12 protein-coding genes are annotated in these 16,213 nt (G+C 57.8%); 9 read left to right on the top strand and 3 right to left on the bottom strand.

What is annotated here, in order from left to right; translation table 11 throughout:
* Positions 1 to 23: 23 nt before the first annotated feature.
* Complete coding sequence (locus tag DMP07_RS06645; RefSeq protein WP_244594904.1) at positions 24 to 1,100, bottom strand: DNA/RNA non-specific endonuclease; 1,077 nt, start codon at positions 1,098 to 1,100, stop codon at positions 24 to 26.
* Positions 1,101 to 1,322: 222 nt separating this feature from the next.
* Positions 1,323 to 1,976 (bottom strand): HAD family hydrolase, encoded by a 654-nt coding sequence (locus DMP07_RS06640; RefSeq protein WP_123198366.1) that lies wholly within the window; start codon positions 1,974 to 1,976, stop codon positions 1,323 to 1,325.
* A gap of 423 nt (positions 1,977 to 2,399) precedes the next feature.
* Between DMP07_RS06640 and nagB the strand changes: the two genes are divergently transcribed.
* Positions 2,400 to 3,203: a glucosamine-6-phosphate deaminase gene (gene nagB, locus DMP07_RS06635; RefSeq protein WP_123198365.1), complete on the top strand. Its 804-nt coding sequence runs from the start codon at positions 2,400 to 2,402 to the stop codon at positions 3,201 to 3,203.
* A 138-nt stretch (positions 3,204 to 3,341) separates the two neighbouring features.
* The gene (gene nagA, locus DMP07_RS06630) at positions 3,342 to 4,466 is read left to right on the top strand and encodes an N-acetylglucosamine-6-phosphate deacetylase (protein WP_123198364.1); all 1,125 of its coding nucleotides are present in this window, start codon (positions 3,342 to 3,344) and stop codon (positions 4,464 to 4,466) included.
* A gap of 113 nt (positions 4,467 to 4,579) precedes the next feature.
* On the opposite strand, the gene DMP07_RS06625 is transcribed toward nagA, so the two are convergent.
* On the bottom strand, positions 4,580 to 5,146 hold the full coding sequence (locus DMP07_RS06625; protein ID WP_123198363.1) for a TetR/AcrR family transcriptional regulator: 567 nt from the start codon (positions 5,144 to 5,146) through the stop codon (positions 4,580 to 4,582).
* Positions 5,147 to 5,321: 175 nt separating this feature from the next.
* Here DMP07_RS06625 and DMP07_RS06620 point away from each other — a divergent pair, with 175 nt between their 5' ends.
* From DMP07_RS06620 to DMP07_RS06590, 7 genes are all read left to right on the top strand, one after another.
* A complete protein-coding gene (locus DMP07_RS06620; protein ID WP_123198362.1) occupies positions 5,322 to 5,807 on the top strand; it encodes an HsmA family protein in 486 nt (161 codons plus the stop codon).
* A 602-nt stretch (positions 5,808 to 6,409) separates the two neighbouring features.
* The gene (locus DMP07_RS06615; protein WP_123198361.1) at positions 6,410 to 7,888 is read left to right on the top strand and encodes a cytochrome ubiquinol oxidase subunit I; all 1,479 of its coding nucleotides are present in this window, start codon (positions 6,410 to 6,412) and stop codon (positions 7,886 to 7,888) included.
* A gap of 3 nt (positions 7,889 to 7,891) precedes the next feature.
* A complete protein-coding gene (cydB, locus tag DMP07_RS06610) occupies positions 7,892 to 8,947 on the top strand; it encodes a cytochrome d ubiquinol oxidase subunit II (protein ID WP_123198360.1) in 1,056 nt (351 codons plus the stop codon).
* A 241-nt stretch (positions 8,948 to 9,188) separates the two neighbouring features.
* Entirely contained in the window at positions 9,189 to 9,632 is a 444-nt protein-coding gene (locus DMP07_RS06605; RefSeq protein WP_123198359.1) for a GatB/YqeY domain-containing protein, read from the top strand.
* Positions 9,633 to 9,764: 132 nt separating this feature from the next.
* Entirely contained in the window at positions 9,765 to 11,015 is a 1,251-nt protein-coding gene (locus tag DMP07_RS06600; protein ID WP_123198358.1) for a carboxylate--amine ligase, read from the top strand.
* 161 nt (positions 11,016 to 11,176) lie between these two features.
* Positions 11,177 to 13,792 (top strand): hypothetical protein, encoded by a 2,616-nt coding sequence (locus tag DMP07_RS06595; protein WP_123198357.1) that lies wholly within the window; start codon positions 11,177 to 11,179, stop codon positions 13,790 to 13,792.
* Positions 13,767 to 16,076, top strand: coding sequence for a hypothetical protein (locus DMP07_RS06590; RefSeq protein WP_123198356.1), 2,310 nt, complete (start codon positions 13,767 to 13,769; stop codon positions 16,074 to 16,076). Before DMP07_RS06595 ends, DMP07_RS06590 begins: the two co-directional genes overlap by 26 nt.
* The last annotated feature ends 137 nt before the right edge of the window (positions 16,077 to 16,213 follow it).

Below are 16,213 nucleotides of genomic sequence, written 5' to 3'. Positions count from 1 at the left end.
CCTGCGACGGCACGGTGTCTGCGTTACGGGTTGCAGCGCCCGCACGGTTCGTAGCCTTTTTCGATCAACTCGTTGCGGGTTCCTTCGAAGTCTTCCCTGTTGTTGCTTGCGATATCGGCGGCCGACGGGCACGACGGATCATGGAACTTGCGGCTGTTGGTGTTGAGCACGTAGGAGGCCTGCTCGCCGTTGCTTTGCGTTTTGGACGACTCGGCTTTCGCGGAATTGCTGCCCGAGCCGCGCTTGCCGCCTTCAGAGCCCTGGTTGATGGCCTTATTCGAGGTCACTTCTGGCGTTTCGTCGGATGCCCAGCTGTCGCCCGTGGCGTAGTCGATCTGGATGCCTGGCTCGATGTTGTAGACGAACACGTTGAAGCGCACGGCGCGGCCGCTGTCCTCGACCGAGAAGCCCTCCATTTGCACGCCGCGGGCCACCAGCTCGTCGCCTTCGTAGACGGGCGTGACGCGATAGAGCACGTGGTTGCCGGTTTTGCGCACGTAGTCGCCGACCAGCTCTTCGTAAGGCAGCATGCCTTCGACGTTCATAGTGCGCGTGCCCGTGATGAGATTGCGCTCGTTGGCGTCTTCGCCGGCAAGCTGGTGGGCGATCAGGTGGCTGCGGTTGTAGAGCGCTTCCTGGTCGATGGTCTCATAGCGCGCCTGTTTCCAGCCGCTGGGGCGGACGTTGGAAATGTCGCCGCGCGGTTTATCGGGCAGCGTTTCGGGGCCTACCAGGGCGAAAGCGGTTTCGCATCGTCCCAGGTCATCGAGCGGGCTGTAGTCTTCGAAAGGCTTGTCGGCGGCTTCGGGGGTCGATTCCTGCTCGGTGAAGCCCGGCTGTCCGCCGTTCACTTCGATCGAAAGCTCGCCGTCGTATGCGGGAAGCTCGTCGATCGAGGCGGCCGCCTGGCCCGAAGGGGCTTCGACGGGTGTGCTCGAAGAGCTGTCGCACGCCGCCAGCGGCAGCGCGAGCGAGCATGCGAGGGCGATCGCGGCAAGCAGGCGTCCGAAGCGCGCCTTCATGCCGACGAACCGTTCGCGGGGAGCGGCGGATGCGTCGTCGTTGCGGTTTTCAGGGAAAAGAAGGGGCGAATGGTGCACGTGTGCCTCCTGGTTCGATTACGGGATTCGGTGAGCGGCGTGGGCGGTTTTCATGTGGCGATCGCGCCGTTGCGGCGAACGGCGACGTGTCGTCTTGCATTGCTTGCGGCATACGGCGACCGCTTCGCGAACGGCAGGTCCGTCGAAACGCGATGAAGCCGTTCGCCGGCAGGCGGCTAGCGGGTCCGTCGTGCGTGCCGCGTTTCGCGTCCGCGAACGGTGTTATGCGAAGCGAAGCAGCTCGGCCGGTTCGTCGATCAGCGCGTCCGCCGCTTCGGCAAGGCGTTCGACGGGCTGATAGCCCCAGGTCACGCCCAGTGCGAACGAACCTGCGTTATGGGCGACCTGCATGTCGGTGTCGGCCGTGTCGCCCACGTAGGCGATGCGTTCCGGCGCCACGCCGAGGGTTTTCGCCACGAGAAGCAGGCCCTCAGGGTCGGGCTTGCGCGGCACGGGGCCTTCGCCCAGCTCGAAATCCATGAAGCCCGGCATGAAGTGGGCCATGACGTCTTTCACGCCCCCGTCGAACTTGTTGGACAGCACGGCGAGCTTCTTGCCGCGCGCCTTCAGTTCGACGAGCGTTTCCATCATGCCCGGATACAGGCGGGTGTGCGCGTGGCCGCAGGCGTCGTAGGCGTCTTTCCAATAGGCGAGCTCTTCTTCGAAGGTCTCTTCCGGCGTGTCGGCGGGCACGGCCTGGGAGATGAGCGAACGCAGCCCGTTTCCTACCATGGCCAAGATCTCGTCGCGCGTGTGTTCAGGCTGCCCGAAGCGGCGCAGGGTCTCGTTCGTCACGCTGACCAGGTCGGGAAGCGTGTCGAGCAAGGTTCCGTCAAGGTCGAAGACGAATGCGTCGAAGGTTTTCTCAGCGGTCATGGACATCCTCCTGCCCCGAGGTTTTCGCGGTGGTTCGCAAGCAAGTATAGGGGCTTCGCGCGCTTTCGCGCCATTTCGCATAGAGGATTCGCAATGCCTTCTGCGTCGAGGGTCCGCCGAAAGGAGGCGCGGGATGCACGGGCGCGAAAGGATCGATTCGCAATGCCTTTCGCGCCGAGGGCCCGTCGAAAGGGGTCGCGTGCAGCTCCTTCGTCGAAGAGGGCTCGGGCCGGCTCGGTCTCTTCGTGCCCCTCCTTCGCCGCACCCTTTCGCATCGCGTCTTGCCCGCCCTGCTGATTCCGTGCTATTTCTCTATTCTGAAGCAATAGGTTCCGCGCTTTGTCATTATGGGGCGGTATGCGAAAGCCGCGTTTCGCCCGCGGTCGGGAAGGCCCGGGCGTGCATGATACGAGAGGGGTTTCAATGGAAATCATCGTAGCCAAAGATTATCAGGACATGAGCGAGGCGGCGGCCGATATCATCGCCGAGCTCGTGGCAGAAAAGCCTGGTTGCGTTCTCGGCCTTGCCACGGGCTCCACGCCCGAGGGCCTGTATGCCGAGCTGGTGAAGCGTTACGAAGAGGAGGGCCTCGACTTCTCCCGCGTGGCCACGTTCAACCTCGACGAGTACCGCGGCCTGCCTGCCGATCACGAGCAGAGCTACCGCTACTTCATGCAGAAGCACCTGTTCAACCACGTGAACGTGCGTCCTGAGAACACGCACGTCCCCAACGGTGCCAACCCTGACGCCGAGGCCGCATGCGAGGCCTACGAGGCGTCCATCGCCCTGGCCGGCGGCGTCGACCTGCAGCTTCTCGGCCTGGGACACAACGGTCACATCGGCTTCAACGAGCCGGCCGACGAGTTCACCAAAGAGACCAACTGCGTCGATCTGACCGAAAGCACCATTCAGGCTAACAGCCGCCTGTTCAATTCCGCCGACGAGGTGCCCCGCCAGGCCTACACCATGGGCATCGGCACCATCATGGCCGCCAAGCAGATCCTGCTCGTGGTGAGCGGCGAAGACAAGGCGCAGATCGTGCGCGACGTGTTCTTCGGCCCCGTCACTCCGCAGGTTCCCGCATCCATCCTGCAGTTCCACCCCAACGCGATCGCCGTCGTCGACGAGGCCGCGTTCTCCGCGTGCGAGGAAATCGCCGAAGAGGCGTGCGGTTGCGGTTGCGGCCACGACCACGAGCACGGCGAAGAGGGTTGCAGCTGCCACTAGGCGGCGCCCCGCTCTCGTCTGCAGCGCGCCGGTTCGGCCGACCGCCGTCCGACGAGCCTTCGTCGGGCAGATGAAATAAAGAACGAAACGGCCTGCCGCGTTTGCGACGGGCCGTTCTTGTAAAGAAAGGAAAAGGGCATGAGCGCTCTTGAGATCAAAGGCGCGAAGGTGTTCGTGGGCGACGCCTTCAAAGAGAAAGGCCTGTTCGTGCAGGACGGCCGCATTGTCGAAGGCCCCATCGAGGGCCCGTGCGACGTGATCGACGCCGCCGGCTGCTATGCCGTGCCGGGATTCGTCGACGTGCATTCCCACGGTGCCATGGGTTACGACTTCTGCGACGGCACGCATGAGGCAATCGACGCCATCTGCCGCTACCAGGCGTCGCGCGGCGTGACGGCGTACTGCCCCGCCACGATGACCTATCCCGAAGAAAAGCTCGCGGGCATTGCCCGTTGCGCCGCCGAGCACGAGGATGCCCCCGATGCCGCCGCGCTTGTGGGCATCAACATGGAAGGCCCCTACATCAGCCCGAACAAGGTGGGAGCGCAAAATCCCGCATACGTGCAGACGCCCGATGCGGCCATGTTCGAGCGCCTGCAGGAAGCCGCCGGCGGGCTGTTCAAGATCGTGGACATCGCCCCCGAAGAGCCCGGCGCGATCGAGTTCATCCGTGCTATGTCCGATAGCGTGCGCATTTCGATCGCCCACACCTGCGCGACGTACGACCAGGCGCGCGAGGCGTTCGAGGCGGGCGCGGCCCATGTGACGCACCTGTTCAACGCCATGCCGCCTTTGGCCCACCGCGAGCCCGGCGTGATCGGCGCCGCGGCCGATGCGGGCGCGACCCCCGAAATCATCACCGACGGCGTGCATATCCACCCCTCGGCGGTGCGCGCGGCATTCCGCCTGTTCGGCGAAGACAACATGATCCTGGTCAGCGACTCCATGATGGCAACGGGCCTCGATGACGGCGAATACAGCCTGGGCGGCCAGGCCGTCACCGTGCGCGGAAATCGCGCCACGCTGCACGACGGCACGCTGGCGGGCAGTGCGACCGACCTCATGGAATGCTTCCGCGTTGCGGTGCGCGACATGGATATTCCCCTGGTCGCAGCAGTCAAGGCGGCTTCGGTCAACCCCGCCCGCGCTCTGGGCATCTTGGGCGATCGCGGCACGCTCGAGCCGGGCGCCATTGCCGATATCGCCCTTCTTGGCGAAGACCTGACGCTTCGCCAGGTCGTTTTGAGGGGCACGGCGCTTTAGGCGCCGCTGCGTTGCGGGCGCCGCGACGTTGCATATATAGAGGGAGAACATGAACGGGCCGCGGCGTGCATGCCGCGGCCCGTTGCGTTGGGATCCGCCGTGCCCGATCGCGCTTAGTCGTACAGCGCTTCGTGAACGAGGGCGAACAGCGCCTTGTACGATTCGTCGTCGTGTTCGAGCGACGTTACGATCGTGCCCCAGACCAGGGTGGCGAGCCTGTCGATTCCTTCTTCGCCGCCGATAACGTCGAGCTTGATGTCTTTGTCGTTGCGGATGGCCACGGCCAGGCCGCGGCGAATATGGACGAAGGCGGCCTCTTCGCGGCGGCGGATTTCTCCGACGCTTTCGGTGTCGAGCGCCATCAATTTCGATAGCCATTCGCGGCGGAACACTTCGAGCGTGGCGCGCAGGTCTTCTAGGAGGCGTTCGCAGAATGCGACGAAATTCTCGTCCGACGTGGCGATGAACATCTCTTTATGAAGTGATTCGCGCCAGAACATTTCGACGATTTCGGCCACAAGAGCCGATTTCGTGGGGAAATAGTTGTAGATCGATCCCACGCTGACGCCGCATGCGGCAGCGACGCCGCGGATGCTGAGCGAAGACGTTTCTTCGGCTCTGAACAGGTCGTATGCCGTTTCAAGAATATGCTGCTTCGATATGACGGCCTTGTTTCCCATGTCGTACCTGCTTTCGAACCGTTAAAAAATCTTGATGAAATGATGAAGCAAGGCGAATGCCATTGCGTTCGGTTTCGAATATTACTATTCTGAACAACGTTCATTTATGAACATAGTTCAGAAATTCGAAAAAGAACTCGTGGATGCACAGCAAACACAAAGGAAAGGGACTGCTATGAGTTTTGAACTGATCGCCGCTTCTGCCGCCATTACCCTGGCACTCGTTTTCTACACCGTGGGCGTGTTTTCCGAGCGCCGTTCGAGCTCGCTGAAGCTGAGCCACGTCATTATGTTTTGGTGCGGCCTGGTGTTCGACACCACGGGCACGACGATCATGACCAACATCGCGCAGACCTCCGGCGCGACCGGCTTCGGCATCCATGCCATCTCCGGCCTGCTTGCCATCATCCTCATGCTCGTGCATGCGATTTGGGCTACCGCTACCTACATCCGTCGCAACGAGCGCGCCGAGAAGACCTTCCACAAGTTCAGCACCCTCGTGTGGCTGCTCTGGCTGATCCCCTACATCATCGGCATGCTGGTCGGCATTCCTATGATCCACCTGCAGACCGTGTGCGCCGTGGGCACCGCCACCCTCGTGGTTGCCGCCTTTGCTTTCTTCCTGCTGCGTCGCGGCGCTGCCAAGCACTCTGACAAGTAAATTCCCCGAATACGCGGGTGCATTTCCAAGGCGCGGAGCTTCGGTTCCGCGCCTTTTTTGCGTTTGTGGGCTTTCGGTCGAAGGGCGCAAACGCATGCCGGCCGGGTTTCGGCGCGATGCCGCCATTTCGCCTCGCTCGCTCGCGCGCTTCGACGCAAAAAGAACGACGCTGTTTTCAATGGGACGTTTGTCCATGCCGCGCGCGAGGTCGTACCAGGTGGTTTTTTGGGCCGTATGGTTTCAAGCAGACGCATCCAGCCGGCGCCGTCGGTCTTGTGAGACATGTTGTGCCAGGTCGCATGCTGCGAACGCCTGGTCGATCGCCCTGATGTGCGGCCGTTGTCATGCGATCGTAAAAATATTTAAATTGATACCAAACTAATAACATATAAAAACGAGAACGTGGTATGATGGCACCGTGTTTTTCTGGGCCAACGGTGTTATATGGCCGTGGGCGACCCGATTCGCGGTTCGAATGCGGCGTAGGTCAAGGAAAGCACCGAAAAAAGAAAGCCTTCGGGCCGCGGAAATGCCGGGGCCGCGAAGGAGGTAAAAAGGGGATGCGCCCGCGGGCGCAAGAAAAAAAGAAAAGGGGGTGTGCTATGGAGCTCTTTACCGATGTCGCGCTGCTTTCGCGTATTCAGTTCGCACTGGTGGTCATCTTCCACTTCTGCTTCGTTCCGCTGTCCATCGGTCTCGGCTTGATCATGGCCATCAACGAAACGCGGTACTACAAAACCCGCGATCCGAAGGACGAAGCCGCTACGCGCTTCTGGGTGAAGATCTTCACCACCACGTTCGCCATCGGCGTCGCCACCGGCATCACCATGGAGTTCTCCTTCGGCACCAACTGGGCTGATTACAGCCGCTTCGTGGGCGATATCTTCGGCGCTCCTCTGGCCGCCGAGGCTCTGCTCGCGTTCTTCCTGGAGTCGGTCTTCCTGGGCATCGTGCTCTTCGGCCGCGCCAAGGTAAGCCCGAAGTTCTACATGATTTCTTCCTGGCTGGTCTGGTTCGGCAGCTGCCTTTCCGCGCTGTGGATCTTGATCGCCAACTCTTGGATGCAGACTCCCGCCGGCGCCGAGCTTGCCGCCGATGGCAGCAAGGCCGTGATCACCGACTTCTTCGCCGCGGCCTTCAACCCCACCACGCTTCCGCGTTACAGCCACACCGTTTTGGCGCTGCTGGTCCTGGGCGCATTCGTGGCCATCGCCCTGTCTGCCTGGTACATGCATAAGAACAAGCACCAGCACTTCGCCGAGAAAACCATGAAGACCGGCGTCGTGGTTGCCATCGTCGCCACCGGCTGCCTGTTCATCTCCGCGCACTCCTCTGCCGTCGTGGTTGCCGAAGAGCAGCCCTCCAAGATCGCCATGATGGAAGGCCACTACGAGACCGGCACCCTGCCTCTGTATGCCGTGGGCATCGTCGACGAGGAAAACCAGGAGACCATCGCTCCCTTCGCGCTGCCCGGCTTCACCAGCTGGCTCGCCTCCGGCGATTTCAACAAGGAATACCCGGGCCTGAAAGACCTCGCGGCCGAGAACCCCGAGCTCAATCTCGATGAGATGCCCGTGAACCTCGTGTTCCAGAGCTATCACCTGATGGTCGCGCTGTTCGGCATGATCGCGCTCGCCATCATCCTGGCCGCCGTGGTGGCCTTCAAGAAGAACGGCAAGCTCGGCTCCAAGAAATGGGTCCAGTGGATCTTGATCTTGTCCCCGCTGTTCCCGTTCCTGGCCATCCAGTCCGGCTGGGTGACCGCCGAGGTGGGCCGTCAGCCCTACGTCGTGTACCCGTCCGTGAGCGGCCCCGAGGGCGTGTCGCTGCTGACCAACGACGCGATCTCTCAGTCCGTTTCGGCTCCTGAGCTGATCGTCACCATCCTGCTGTTCCTGGTGGTGTACCTGTTCCTGGCCGTGGCATGGGTCCGTCTGATCGGCCGCTTCATCAAGGAGGGCCCGGTGCTCGCCGAGGCTCACGCCGCCAAGAAGGCCGAGAAGGCCGCCGAAAAGGCTTCCGACAAGGCCGTCGTCGAGGCTGCTGCCGCCGACGCCGCCGACAAAAAGAAGGAGGCATAAGTCATGACGACTCTCGGAATTATCTGGTTCTGCCTCATCTTCGTTCTGATCGCCGGCTACTTCATCCTGGACGGCTTCGACCTGGGCGCAGGCGTTTTGAGCCCCTTCGTCGCGAAGAATGACGAAGAGAAGGCCATCGTCCGCCAGAGCATCGGTCCTGTGTGGGACGGCAACGAGGTTTGGCTGCTCACCGCGGGCGGCGCGCTGTTCGCCGCGTTCGCGCCGGCGTACGCCACCACGTTCTCCGGCTTCTATCTCGCGATCATCTTGGTTCTCATGGGCCTGATCGTGCGCGCCGTGTCCGTCGAGTTCGCCGGTCACGACAAAGAGTGGTCCAAGATCTGGAACGCGCTTTTCTTCGTCGGTTCGCTGCTGCCTGCCCTGCTGCTGGGCGTCGCTGCCGGCAACGTGTTCGCCGGCATTCCGATGAATGCCAACGGCGACTACGTGGGCGTTCCGCTGCTGGGCCTGGTTACGCCGTTCACGCTGCTCACCGGCCTGCTGGGTCTGGCTCTGTTCATCTGCCAGGGTTCCAGCTGGCTGTCTCTCAAGGCGCCGCTGAACTCCGACGTGCGTGCGCGCGCTAAGAAGATCCGCAGCGTCGCCCTGGTGGTCGCGGGCGTCCTGTTCCTGGTGACCGCCGCCTATGCGCTGTTCATCCTGAAGCCCGAAATGGCTCCCGAGACCTCCATTCTGCGCATTCTCTTCTTCGCGCTGGTGATCGTGGCCCTGGCTGCCGCCATCGTGAAGAGCAGGGATGAGAACGGCGACCTGCTGACCTTTATCGCCTCCTCCGCCGCTTGCGCCATGCTGGTGGCCCTGTGGGCGTCGCTCATGTTCCCCAACCTGGTTGTTGCTGGCGCGGGCGATCCGCTGAGCCTGTTCGCCACCGCCGCGTCGGGCGAGAACATCACCATCGCCACCGCCGCGTCGACCGACTTGGCTCTTGGCTGGATGCTGGGCATCACTTGCGTCGGCCTGCCGCTGGTGCTGGCGTACCACTTCATGATCTATCGCACCTTCCGCGGTCGCGTGGACACGAAAGACCTGCACTACTAAAAAAGCTTGGGCGTTGCTTCCAAACGTGCGACAGCGTTTGAGATAAGCGTCCATACGGTTTCGAAGCCGGACCCGATTCCGATCGGGTCCGGCTTTTTGTTTGGCCGCGCTGCTTGTTTCGGGTGCTCGGATGCGTTTCTGTTTCGTTTGGCAACGCGCTTTTTCGCGCGCGTTATACTTGGGAGCACGACGAAAACCGACGCGCCGCGCAAGGCGCGATTGCGAGATACGGGGAGGCATCATGGAATACGCCGCACTTCAGGAAGAGATCAAGAACGCTATGCGCGCCCGCGACAAAAACCGCCTGGCCATTCTGCGCCAGGTTCTGGGCGAGGTGAAAAACATCGAGGTCAACGAGCGCCGCGAAATCGTCGAAGCCGACGTCGACGCCATGCTGAAGCGCCTGGTCAAGCAGACGAGCGAAACGCTCGAGGGCTCCATCAAGGCGGGCACTAACGAAGAGCGCACCGCCATGCTGAAGGAGCAGGTGGAAATTCTCGAGGCCTACCTGCCCAAGCAGATCGAAGGCGCCGAGCTGGTGGCCCTGGTCGAGAAGACGATCGCCGAGGTGGGCGCCGAAACCAAGCGCGACATGGGCAAAGTCATGGGCGCGCTCAACGCCGCCACCGGCGGAAACTTCGACAAGGCCGCCGCTGCGAAAGAGGTCGGCAGCCGCCTGGCGTAAAGGCCTTGCGATCCGCCGCCGCGGGCGCGTTCGCGTTTTACACGCCTGCCCGCATTTCGGCCTATAATCGCAGGCGCTCGGGGCGAGCGGGCGATCCCGCTCGCCTTCACCGATACTGAACGAGGAGAAACCTTGTCTGAGGAAATCGATTTCATTCCCGTATTGATCGGCGGGGATATGAACTGCTATTCGGTGGCGCGCGCCATCCATGAGCAGTACGGCAAGAAAAGCTATGCGTTCGGCCGCTTCGCCGCGGGCGACACCATGCACAGCCGCATCGTGGAATGCAGCTATAACGAAAACCTCGATAAGCCCGAGGTGCTTCTTGCCACCATCAAGGAATTCGCGGCCAAGCATCCCGACACCATGCACCTGGTATGGGGCTGCGCCGACGTGTACGCGGCTTTGCTGTCCGAGGTCCAGGACGACCTGCCCGACAACTGCGTGACGCTCTACATCAACGCCGAGCTGCGCGACCGCCTGGAGTCGAAGTCGAGCTTCTATCGCATGTGCGAAGAGCACGGCATTCCGTACCCGAAGACCGTCGCCGTGACGCCCGAGCGCTTCGAGCAGGGCCTTACCGAGGCCGACCTGTCAGAGGAGGCCGTCGGGTTCGTGTACCCGATCATCGTGAAGCCCGCCATGAGCGTGACGTATTGGGAACACCCCTTCGACGGCATGAAGAAGGTGTACACCGCCGAAAACCCGGCCGACGCGTTGCGCATCCTGGGCCTGATCTTCGGCGCGGGCTATCCCGACGAGGTGCTGCTGCAGGACATGGTGGTCGGAGAAGATTGCAACATGAACGTCCTGACCGCTTACTGCGACCGCAACTGCAAGGTGAAGCTGATTTGCTTCGGTCGCGAGGGCCTCGAAGAGCACACGCCCACGGCGCTCGGCAACCCCTGCGCCATCATCACGCAGCCCAACCCCGAGCTGCAGGAACTCATCAAGAACTTCCTCGAGAACATTGGGTTCACGGGCTTCGCGAACTTCGACATCAAGCGCGACGACCGCGACGGCTCCTACAAGGTGTTCGAGGTGAACCTGCGCCAGGGCCGCACCAACTACCATGTCACGGCGGCGGGCCACAACATCGCCCGCTACGTGGTGGAAGACCGCGTGTTCAAGCGCGACCTGGGCGAGTGCGTGCAGAACACCAACGAGGTGTTCTGGCATTCCGTGCCGCGCAAGGTGGTGTACGAATACGTGAAAGACCCCGAGTTCGTGGAGCGCGCCAAGCAGCTGGTTGCCCAGGGCAAGGAGTCTATGAGCTTCGACTACGCCCCCGACCTGCGCCTCAACCTGATGCGCTGGGCCTGGATGAAGATTCACGTGCACCGCTATATCGACAAGTTCGCCAACCCGGACAACTACAAATAGCATTCTAAGCGCCCTGCGTTAAGGCAGGGCGCTTGTTGTATGCAGCAACATACTTTTGAAACGGCGTCGCTTGGCATTTCTTTCACACGCAGGTTGTTTCCTTCTTTGTTTCAGGAGGTACACTAATAGCAATGGTGTTTTGCTATTAGGGAGCGATTAAAATGGGAGTACATCTTGTTGACGGGGGAATCAGCGATTTTGAGGAATGCGTCCGCAAGGGTCTGCTTGCGTATGTTAAATATCCCGAGAATGGCGAAGCCTCTCTTTGTTTTGCGTATCCCCAGTTTTTGATTGATGGCGACGGCTTGACCCTCATAGAGAAGGAAGCTTTTCCTGACGACGGATGCCTTCCCATGTCTACATCTGGATACAATTCTGGACAGATTCGAGACCTGTATGGCGACATGGTTGTTGCGATCGTTAACAGTAATTCTCTTGGCGTGAATAATAAATACCCGATTGAGAAGTCTCAGTTTTTTGGGGCGCTTAACCCGAACAAGCCAAGAGGTGCATCTCCCGTTGAGTTTACGCCGCTTTCGAAGCATCCTCTATCTGGCGCGTTAATTCAGGTTCTGGAGATTCAGGAAAACGTCGATTTTTCAAAGCCGCTTGAAGTCCCTGTTCATATATATCCTGATCAGGCGGCTCCAAGGACGAAACTGTCCTTGATTGCGCAGGTTTCCAAGGGGAAAAAGAGGTACTTCGGCCCATTTGAATGCAATTGTAAAAACGGCGAAGAGGTCTTTCTTTCTGCGACTGGCTCCTTTGATGCTTGTATTGCGGGTTTTGACGAGGCCTCTTTCGCCATGTCCATAGATCTCGTTAACGACAGGGAGGATATCGTTGCTCAATTCGTTGACGCTGACGAGGTTAGGCGCAAGTTCGATGATGCCGATGACGTAATAGATTGGATTAGTGACGAGGCCTTAGTGGAGGCTATTGGAAGGGTTTCTCGCAGTGGGGCCGACTCGTTTACAAAGGCCCAGATGCAGAGTCTCAAATCCCAGATACTAACTTGCGCTGACGAGAGTGCAAAAATTCCGCTTACCCCTAGTCGCAGGCTTAGAATGAAAAGGCTATTGGGGATGACGTCCGAATGGTCTTCTCTGCCTGATGAGATTAAGGACAACGCGATTAAGAATGCCGATCCTAATCAGTTGGCTAGATACGTTTTAAGCGATGACCATTTTAGGTCGTTTTATGAGAAGGTAATGGAGAACGATGGTGTTAGGGAGAAGGTCAGGCAAGAAAAAGACGCTTACCGCAGCCAGATTGCTGCAGACGAGGATAAAGCTAGACTGGTAGAGGCGGAGCTTAGGCGCGTTAAGGCAGAGCTGAGTTCGTACGAAGGCGCCCTGGAGGAAAAGAAAAAGCAAGTAGAGGGGGAGCTTGCTGACCAGCTCGAGCAGATTCATCAAGAGCGTGCCGCTTTGCTTTCCGAGAAGGAGAGCTTAGCTGACGAGGTCGCTAAGCTTAATGTCGAGAAGTCTGAGCTCGAGAAGACCAATCTCGAGCTCGAGGAGAATAATATTCTTGTTAGAAGGCAGATCAGGCGAACCGTGGGTGATATGTCCGATGAGCTGTCCGTATCGAGCAAAATCCTTGAGAACGAGATGATTAGGCAGATCGTTTCCTCGATTAATTCCGATGATGCATCAAGGGCAAAAGAGGAATCCGAACAGGGGCTCGTCGGCCCCGGGCTGGCTGTTGTCGAAGGGGCCTTCGGTTCTCCCATGGGGGTGCTAGAAGAAATCGAGAGACGAATTGGGGAATATTCTGGTCGCGATATATCTAGGAACGAAATCGTTAACCTCATGGTTTGCTTGATGCAGGGATATATTGTCACTTTGGCCGGTCTTCCAGGTACTGGTAAAACGTCTCTTGTGAATATTATTGCTGCCGCTTTGGGTCTTAAAAATAGTTCCGCTTACCGTTTTGCTGAGGTCCCAGTAGAAAAAGGGTGGACTTCCTACAAGGACTTTATTGGATACTATAATCCGTTCACTAAGTCACTCGAGAAGGCGAACAAGGTTGCCTTCGATGCTTTCGGCGCTTTGGATTCCGAGTCTCGTCTTGGCTTGGGCCCAAGCAAGGTGTCTCCTTATCTTTTGCTCTTGGATGAAGCGAACTTGAGCTCCGTGGAGCATTACTGGTCGCCGTTTTTGGGCGCGTGCGATTCCTTTAAGGATGGACCTTATGAGCTAGGGCTTGGAGGGGAGACGGTATTTAGCGTTCCTGAATACATGAGGTTTGTGGCTACGGTTAATTTCGACCATACGACAGAAGAACTTTCTCCTCGTTTCCTCGATCGAAGCTGGATTGTGATGTGCAATCCGGTGGCCCTCGATATTGACGAAGTAGGTAGGGCCGTCGAATTTCCAGATATGCCCGCGTTTTCGTATGCGGATCTGATTGAAGCTTTTGGCGTCAGGGAAAAAACGACTGTTGATGGCGAGTTGCGAGGGAAGCTTGAGAAGGTTGTAGATGTGTTCGCAAAGAACGGTCGCCCTATTAGTCCGAGAAGTCAAAAGATGATGTTTGATTACATACGAACTGCGTCTGAATTTATGAATTGCTCATCATCGGAGGAACAGTATTCACCCGTCGATTACGCTGTCTTGCAGAAGGCTTTGCCGCTGATTTCTGGCGCCGATGGCAGAATCAGGGAATTGCTAGATGAGCTTCGGGGCATCCCCGGCTTGCCGATGACTGAGAAAAGAATCGATCGCATGATTGAGGTTGGCGACGATAATGGCTTCTATCAATATTTCGCGTAAAAGCCATTCCTTGTGGCATCTGAGGATGGTTGATGGCGTTGACGGGTCGGTGGTTGAGCTGCCTTTGTTTGTTGCGTCGTCAATCAAGGATTTTGATCTTGAGCAATCGGCGTTCGTCCACGAGGGCCACGATTATGAAGTATGGGTTGTTACTGACGCGGAAATAGAATGCGAATTGGTTACGTGGTGCGTGAACGGCCGGGATGCCCTTGAGGTCTTTATTAGGGAGGCGGATAGTAGTGCATGTGGGAAAGAAGGCCGCGCATGTGTGTCTTATCGGCTTTCGCGAAAAGACGGGGAGCGATGGTATCCGTTCAGTATGGCATGTGGGTTCGCTTCGATTGAGATCTCTTTTGATTACCCAAACGGTCATTCGAGAATTCTTGGGACGCGGGACTTGGTGTGCATATGTGATAAAGAGGACCAAGAACGGGTTGTGTCGGGCATTCTTGATGAGTTTGTAAATGGGGGGCAGAATACCCCTATGAGATGGATGTTTGAAGGGGTCGAAGAAGACTTCGGTAGCGCTGCTCTGACCGAGTCCGAAAACGTTTTCGATGACTCTCAGTCGATGTCTGCTTTTCTGTCTTTGTGCGAAGATGTCGTTCGGGCCTATGGTCGCCACTTGGGCTATTTTCGCTCGCATGCTTACAGCAGGACGGCGAAGGAAAGCGTCGTCGTGGGTCCGTCCGAGGTTCACCGCTTGGGGCGTAACGAGCTTATGTGGTTGGCGACTATGCCGAATATGCTCCATAGGACAGATGCTGAGACGGCGGTACGGATGCAAGGGAACTATTATATTGCCTCCAAGGTTCGGACGGAGCGCCCCTGTAGAACGTATGATAATTTAGAAAACAGGTCGGTAATAGCCTTTCTTGGTCGCGTTGAAAGTTCTCTCTCGAATGCGATTACTCTTGCAAAAACTAAGATCCGTAACCTACGAGACATTGCGTCCAGGCTTAAATCTTTTGATGTGAAGGAGGGGGCGGTTCTGTCTCTTGTCGTCATAGAGTCGTGCCTTGAAAGAGAGGAGCCGCTCGTTGACAGGGCCAGGTCCCTTTTAGACGAAGTTAAGCGAATTTCTTATTCGCTTCGTTCAGCGTTACCCCGCGTCGCAGATGTTGCGTACAAATTACCTCGTCGTTCAAAGGCATTTCAGGAAATACTGCCGTATATGGACGTATATTCGGTAATGGTCAAATGGGATGACTTTGGCGAATTTCGTCTCATTCGCGATGGCTTGGTGCTGCGCACTTGGCGTATGGACAAGCTTTATGAGTATTACGTTTTGTACAAGATGCTTGAGGCTTTAAGTGCGTGCCGTTTTGAGCCCGATTACACACTTGGAAGACGGCCTATTCGTTGTATCCAGTACGATGTTGAATCAAAGTGCTTTAAAAACGAAGATCAGGTTGCAACGTTGTATGAATTGATGAGAGGCTCGGAAAAGGTCAAGCTATATTATCAGCCCGTTTTCTATGGCGAGTATCAAGAGAATAACGAGGTCGATCTCTATAGAACGACGCGGGGCGGAAGGGGGTTTAATTATTGGACCCCTGATTTCTATTTAATTTTTAAGTCGGGGGGAGAAACAAAGAGGATTATTTTTGATGCCAAATTTCGTAAGATGTCGGCGGTCAGGTGGGCTGGTAAGAGCAATGCCGAAAGCAGCATGGACAGCTGTCTTCGAAAGTACAAGATCGATACCCTCGCTGAAGATGGGTCAAGGGTCGATGCCCTTTGGCTTCTTTGCGGCAGGGTTTCACGTCGTCAAATAAAGGTCCGTCAAAATTCTCCATGGGCACAAAGCCATAAGGAATTGGTTTTGCCTGATGGGGTTGCCGCGGTTGCTCCAGGGGCTAATGCTTTGCTGGATGTATTCGGGGAGCTTGGGATAGATGGCCATGGCCAGCATCCTTTTCCCGATGGGCGCCCTTCGTATGTGGGTTCAGCTGGCGAGGTGGTCAAAGACGGAAGTCAAGGTGACCTTGATTCCGTAGATTGCTCGCAGGATGGTATCGATGATGTAGCGCCTTTGATAGCAGAGCTAATTCGCCTATCAGTTGATTCGGGGGCTTTGTTTGATGAGAAGTATGCTCGTCGGATGGGGGTTGGGCACCCATTGCTGCGTCGACGAAAGCCCGAAGGCAGGGAGGCGAATTATTATTGCGAGAAGAGTATCGATTTAGGGGTCGGTTGCTGTTACTTATATAAGAAATGGCTACCCAATAATTTAAATTTGCTAAAGCGACAGATTGCATTGTTGAGGGAAAAGTCGGTATAGCCCTGTATCTTTTGGCACGTGGAGAGATGTCCGTAGTGAAATGGCGTAATTTTGCTAATTGATGTATCAGGGACGTTAGAATATTTTTTTTAACATATGGGCTGGGTCCGTTGGCGCTGGCCCCATTTTGCTACACG

This window comes from Slackia faecicanis (genome assembly GCF_003725295.1).
GTDB classification, from domain to species: Bacteria; Actinomycetota; Coriobacteriia; order Coriobacteriales; family Eggerthellaceae; genus Slackia; species Slackia faecicanis.
The sequence above is the reverse complement of the archived record's forward strand: the minus strand, read 5'-3'. Positions and strand labels throughout refer to the sequence as shown.

Coding starts and splice junctions, on each gene's coding strand:
- DMP07_RS06640 (WP_123198366.1), bottom strand. CDS start 1,976: ATGACCGCTGAGAAAACCTTCGACGCATTCGTCTTCGACCTTGACGGA.
- nagB (WP_123198365.1), top strand. CDS start 2,400: ATGGAAATCATCGTAGCCAAAGATTATCAGGACATGAGCGAGGCGGCG.
- nagA (WP_123198364.1), top strand. CDS start 3,342: ATGAGCGCTCTTGAGATCAAAGGCGCGAAGGTGTTCGTGGGCGACGCC.
- DMP07_RS06625 (WP_123198363.1), bottom strand. CDS start 5,146: ATGGGAAACAAGGCCGTCATATCGAAGCAGCATATTCTTGAAACGGCA.
- DMP07_RS06620 (WP_123198362.1), top strand. CDS start 5,322: ATGAGTTTTGAACTGATCGCCGCTTCTGCCGCCATTACCCTGGCACTC.
- DMP07_RS06615 (WP_123198361.1), top strand. CDS start 6,410: ATGGAGCTCTTTACCGATGTCGCGCTGCTTTCGCGTATTCAGTTCGCA.
- cydB (WP_123198360.1), top strand. CDS start 7,892: ATGACGACTCTCGGAATTATCTGGTTCTGCCTCATCTTCGTTCTGATC.
- DMP07_RS06605 (WP_123198359.1), top strand. CDS start 9,189: ATGGAATACGCCGCACTTCAGGAAGAGATCAAGAACGCTATGCGCGCC.
- DMP07_RS06595 (WP_123198357.1), top strand. CDS start 11,177: ATGGGAGTACATCTTGTTGACGGGGGAATCAGCGATTTTGAGGAATGC.
- DMP07_RS06590 (WP_123198356.1), top strand. CDS start 13,767: ATGGCTTCTATCAATATTTCGCGTAAAAGCCATTCCTTGTGGCATCTG.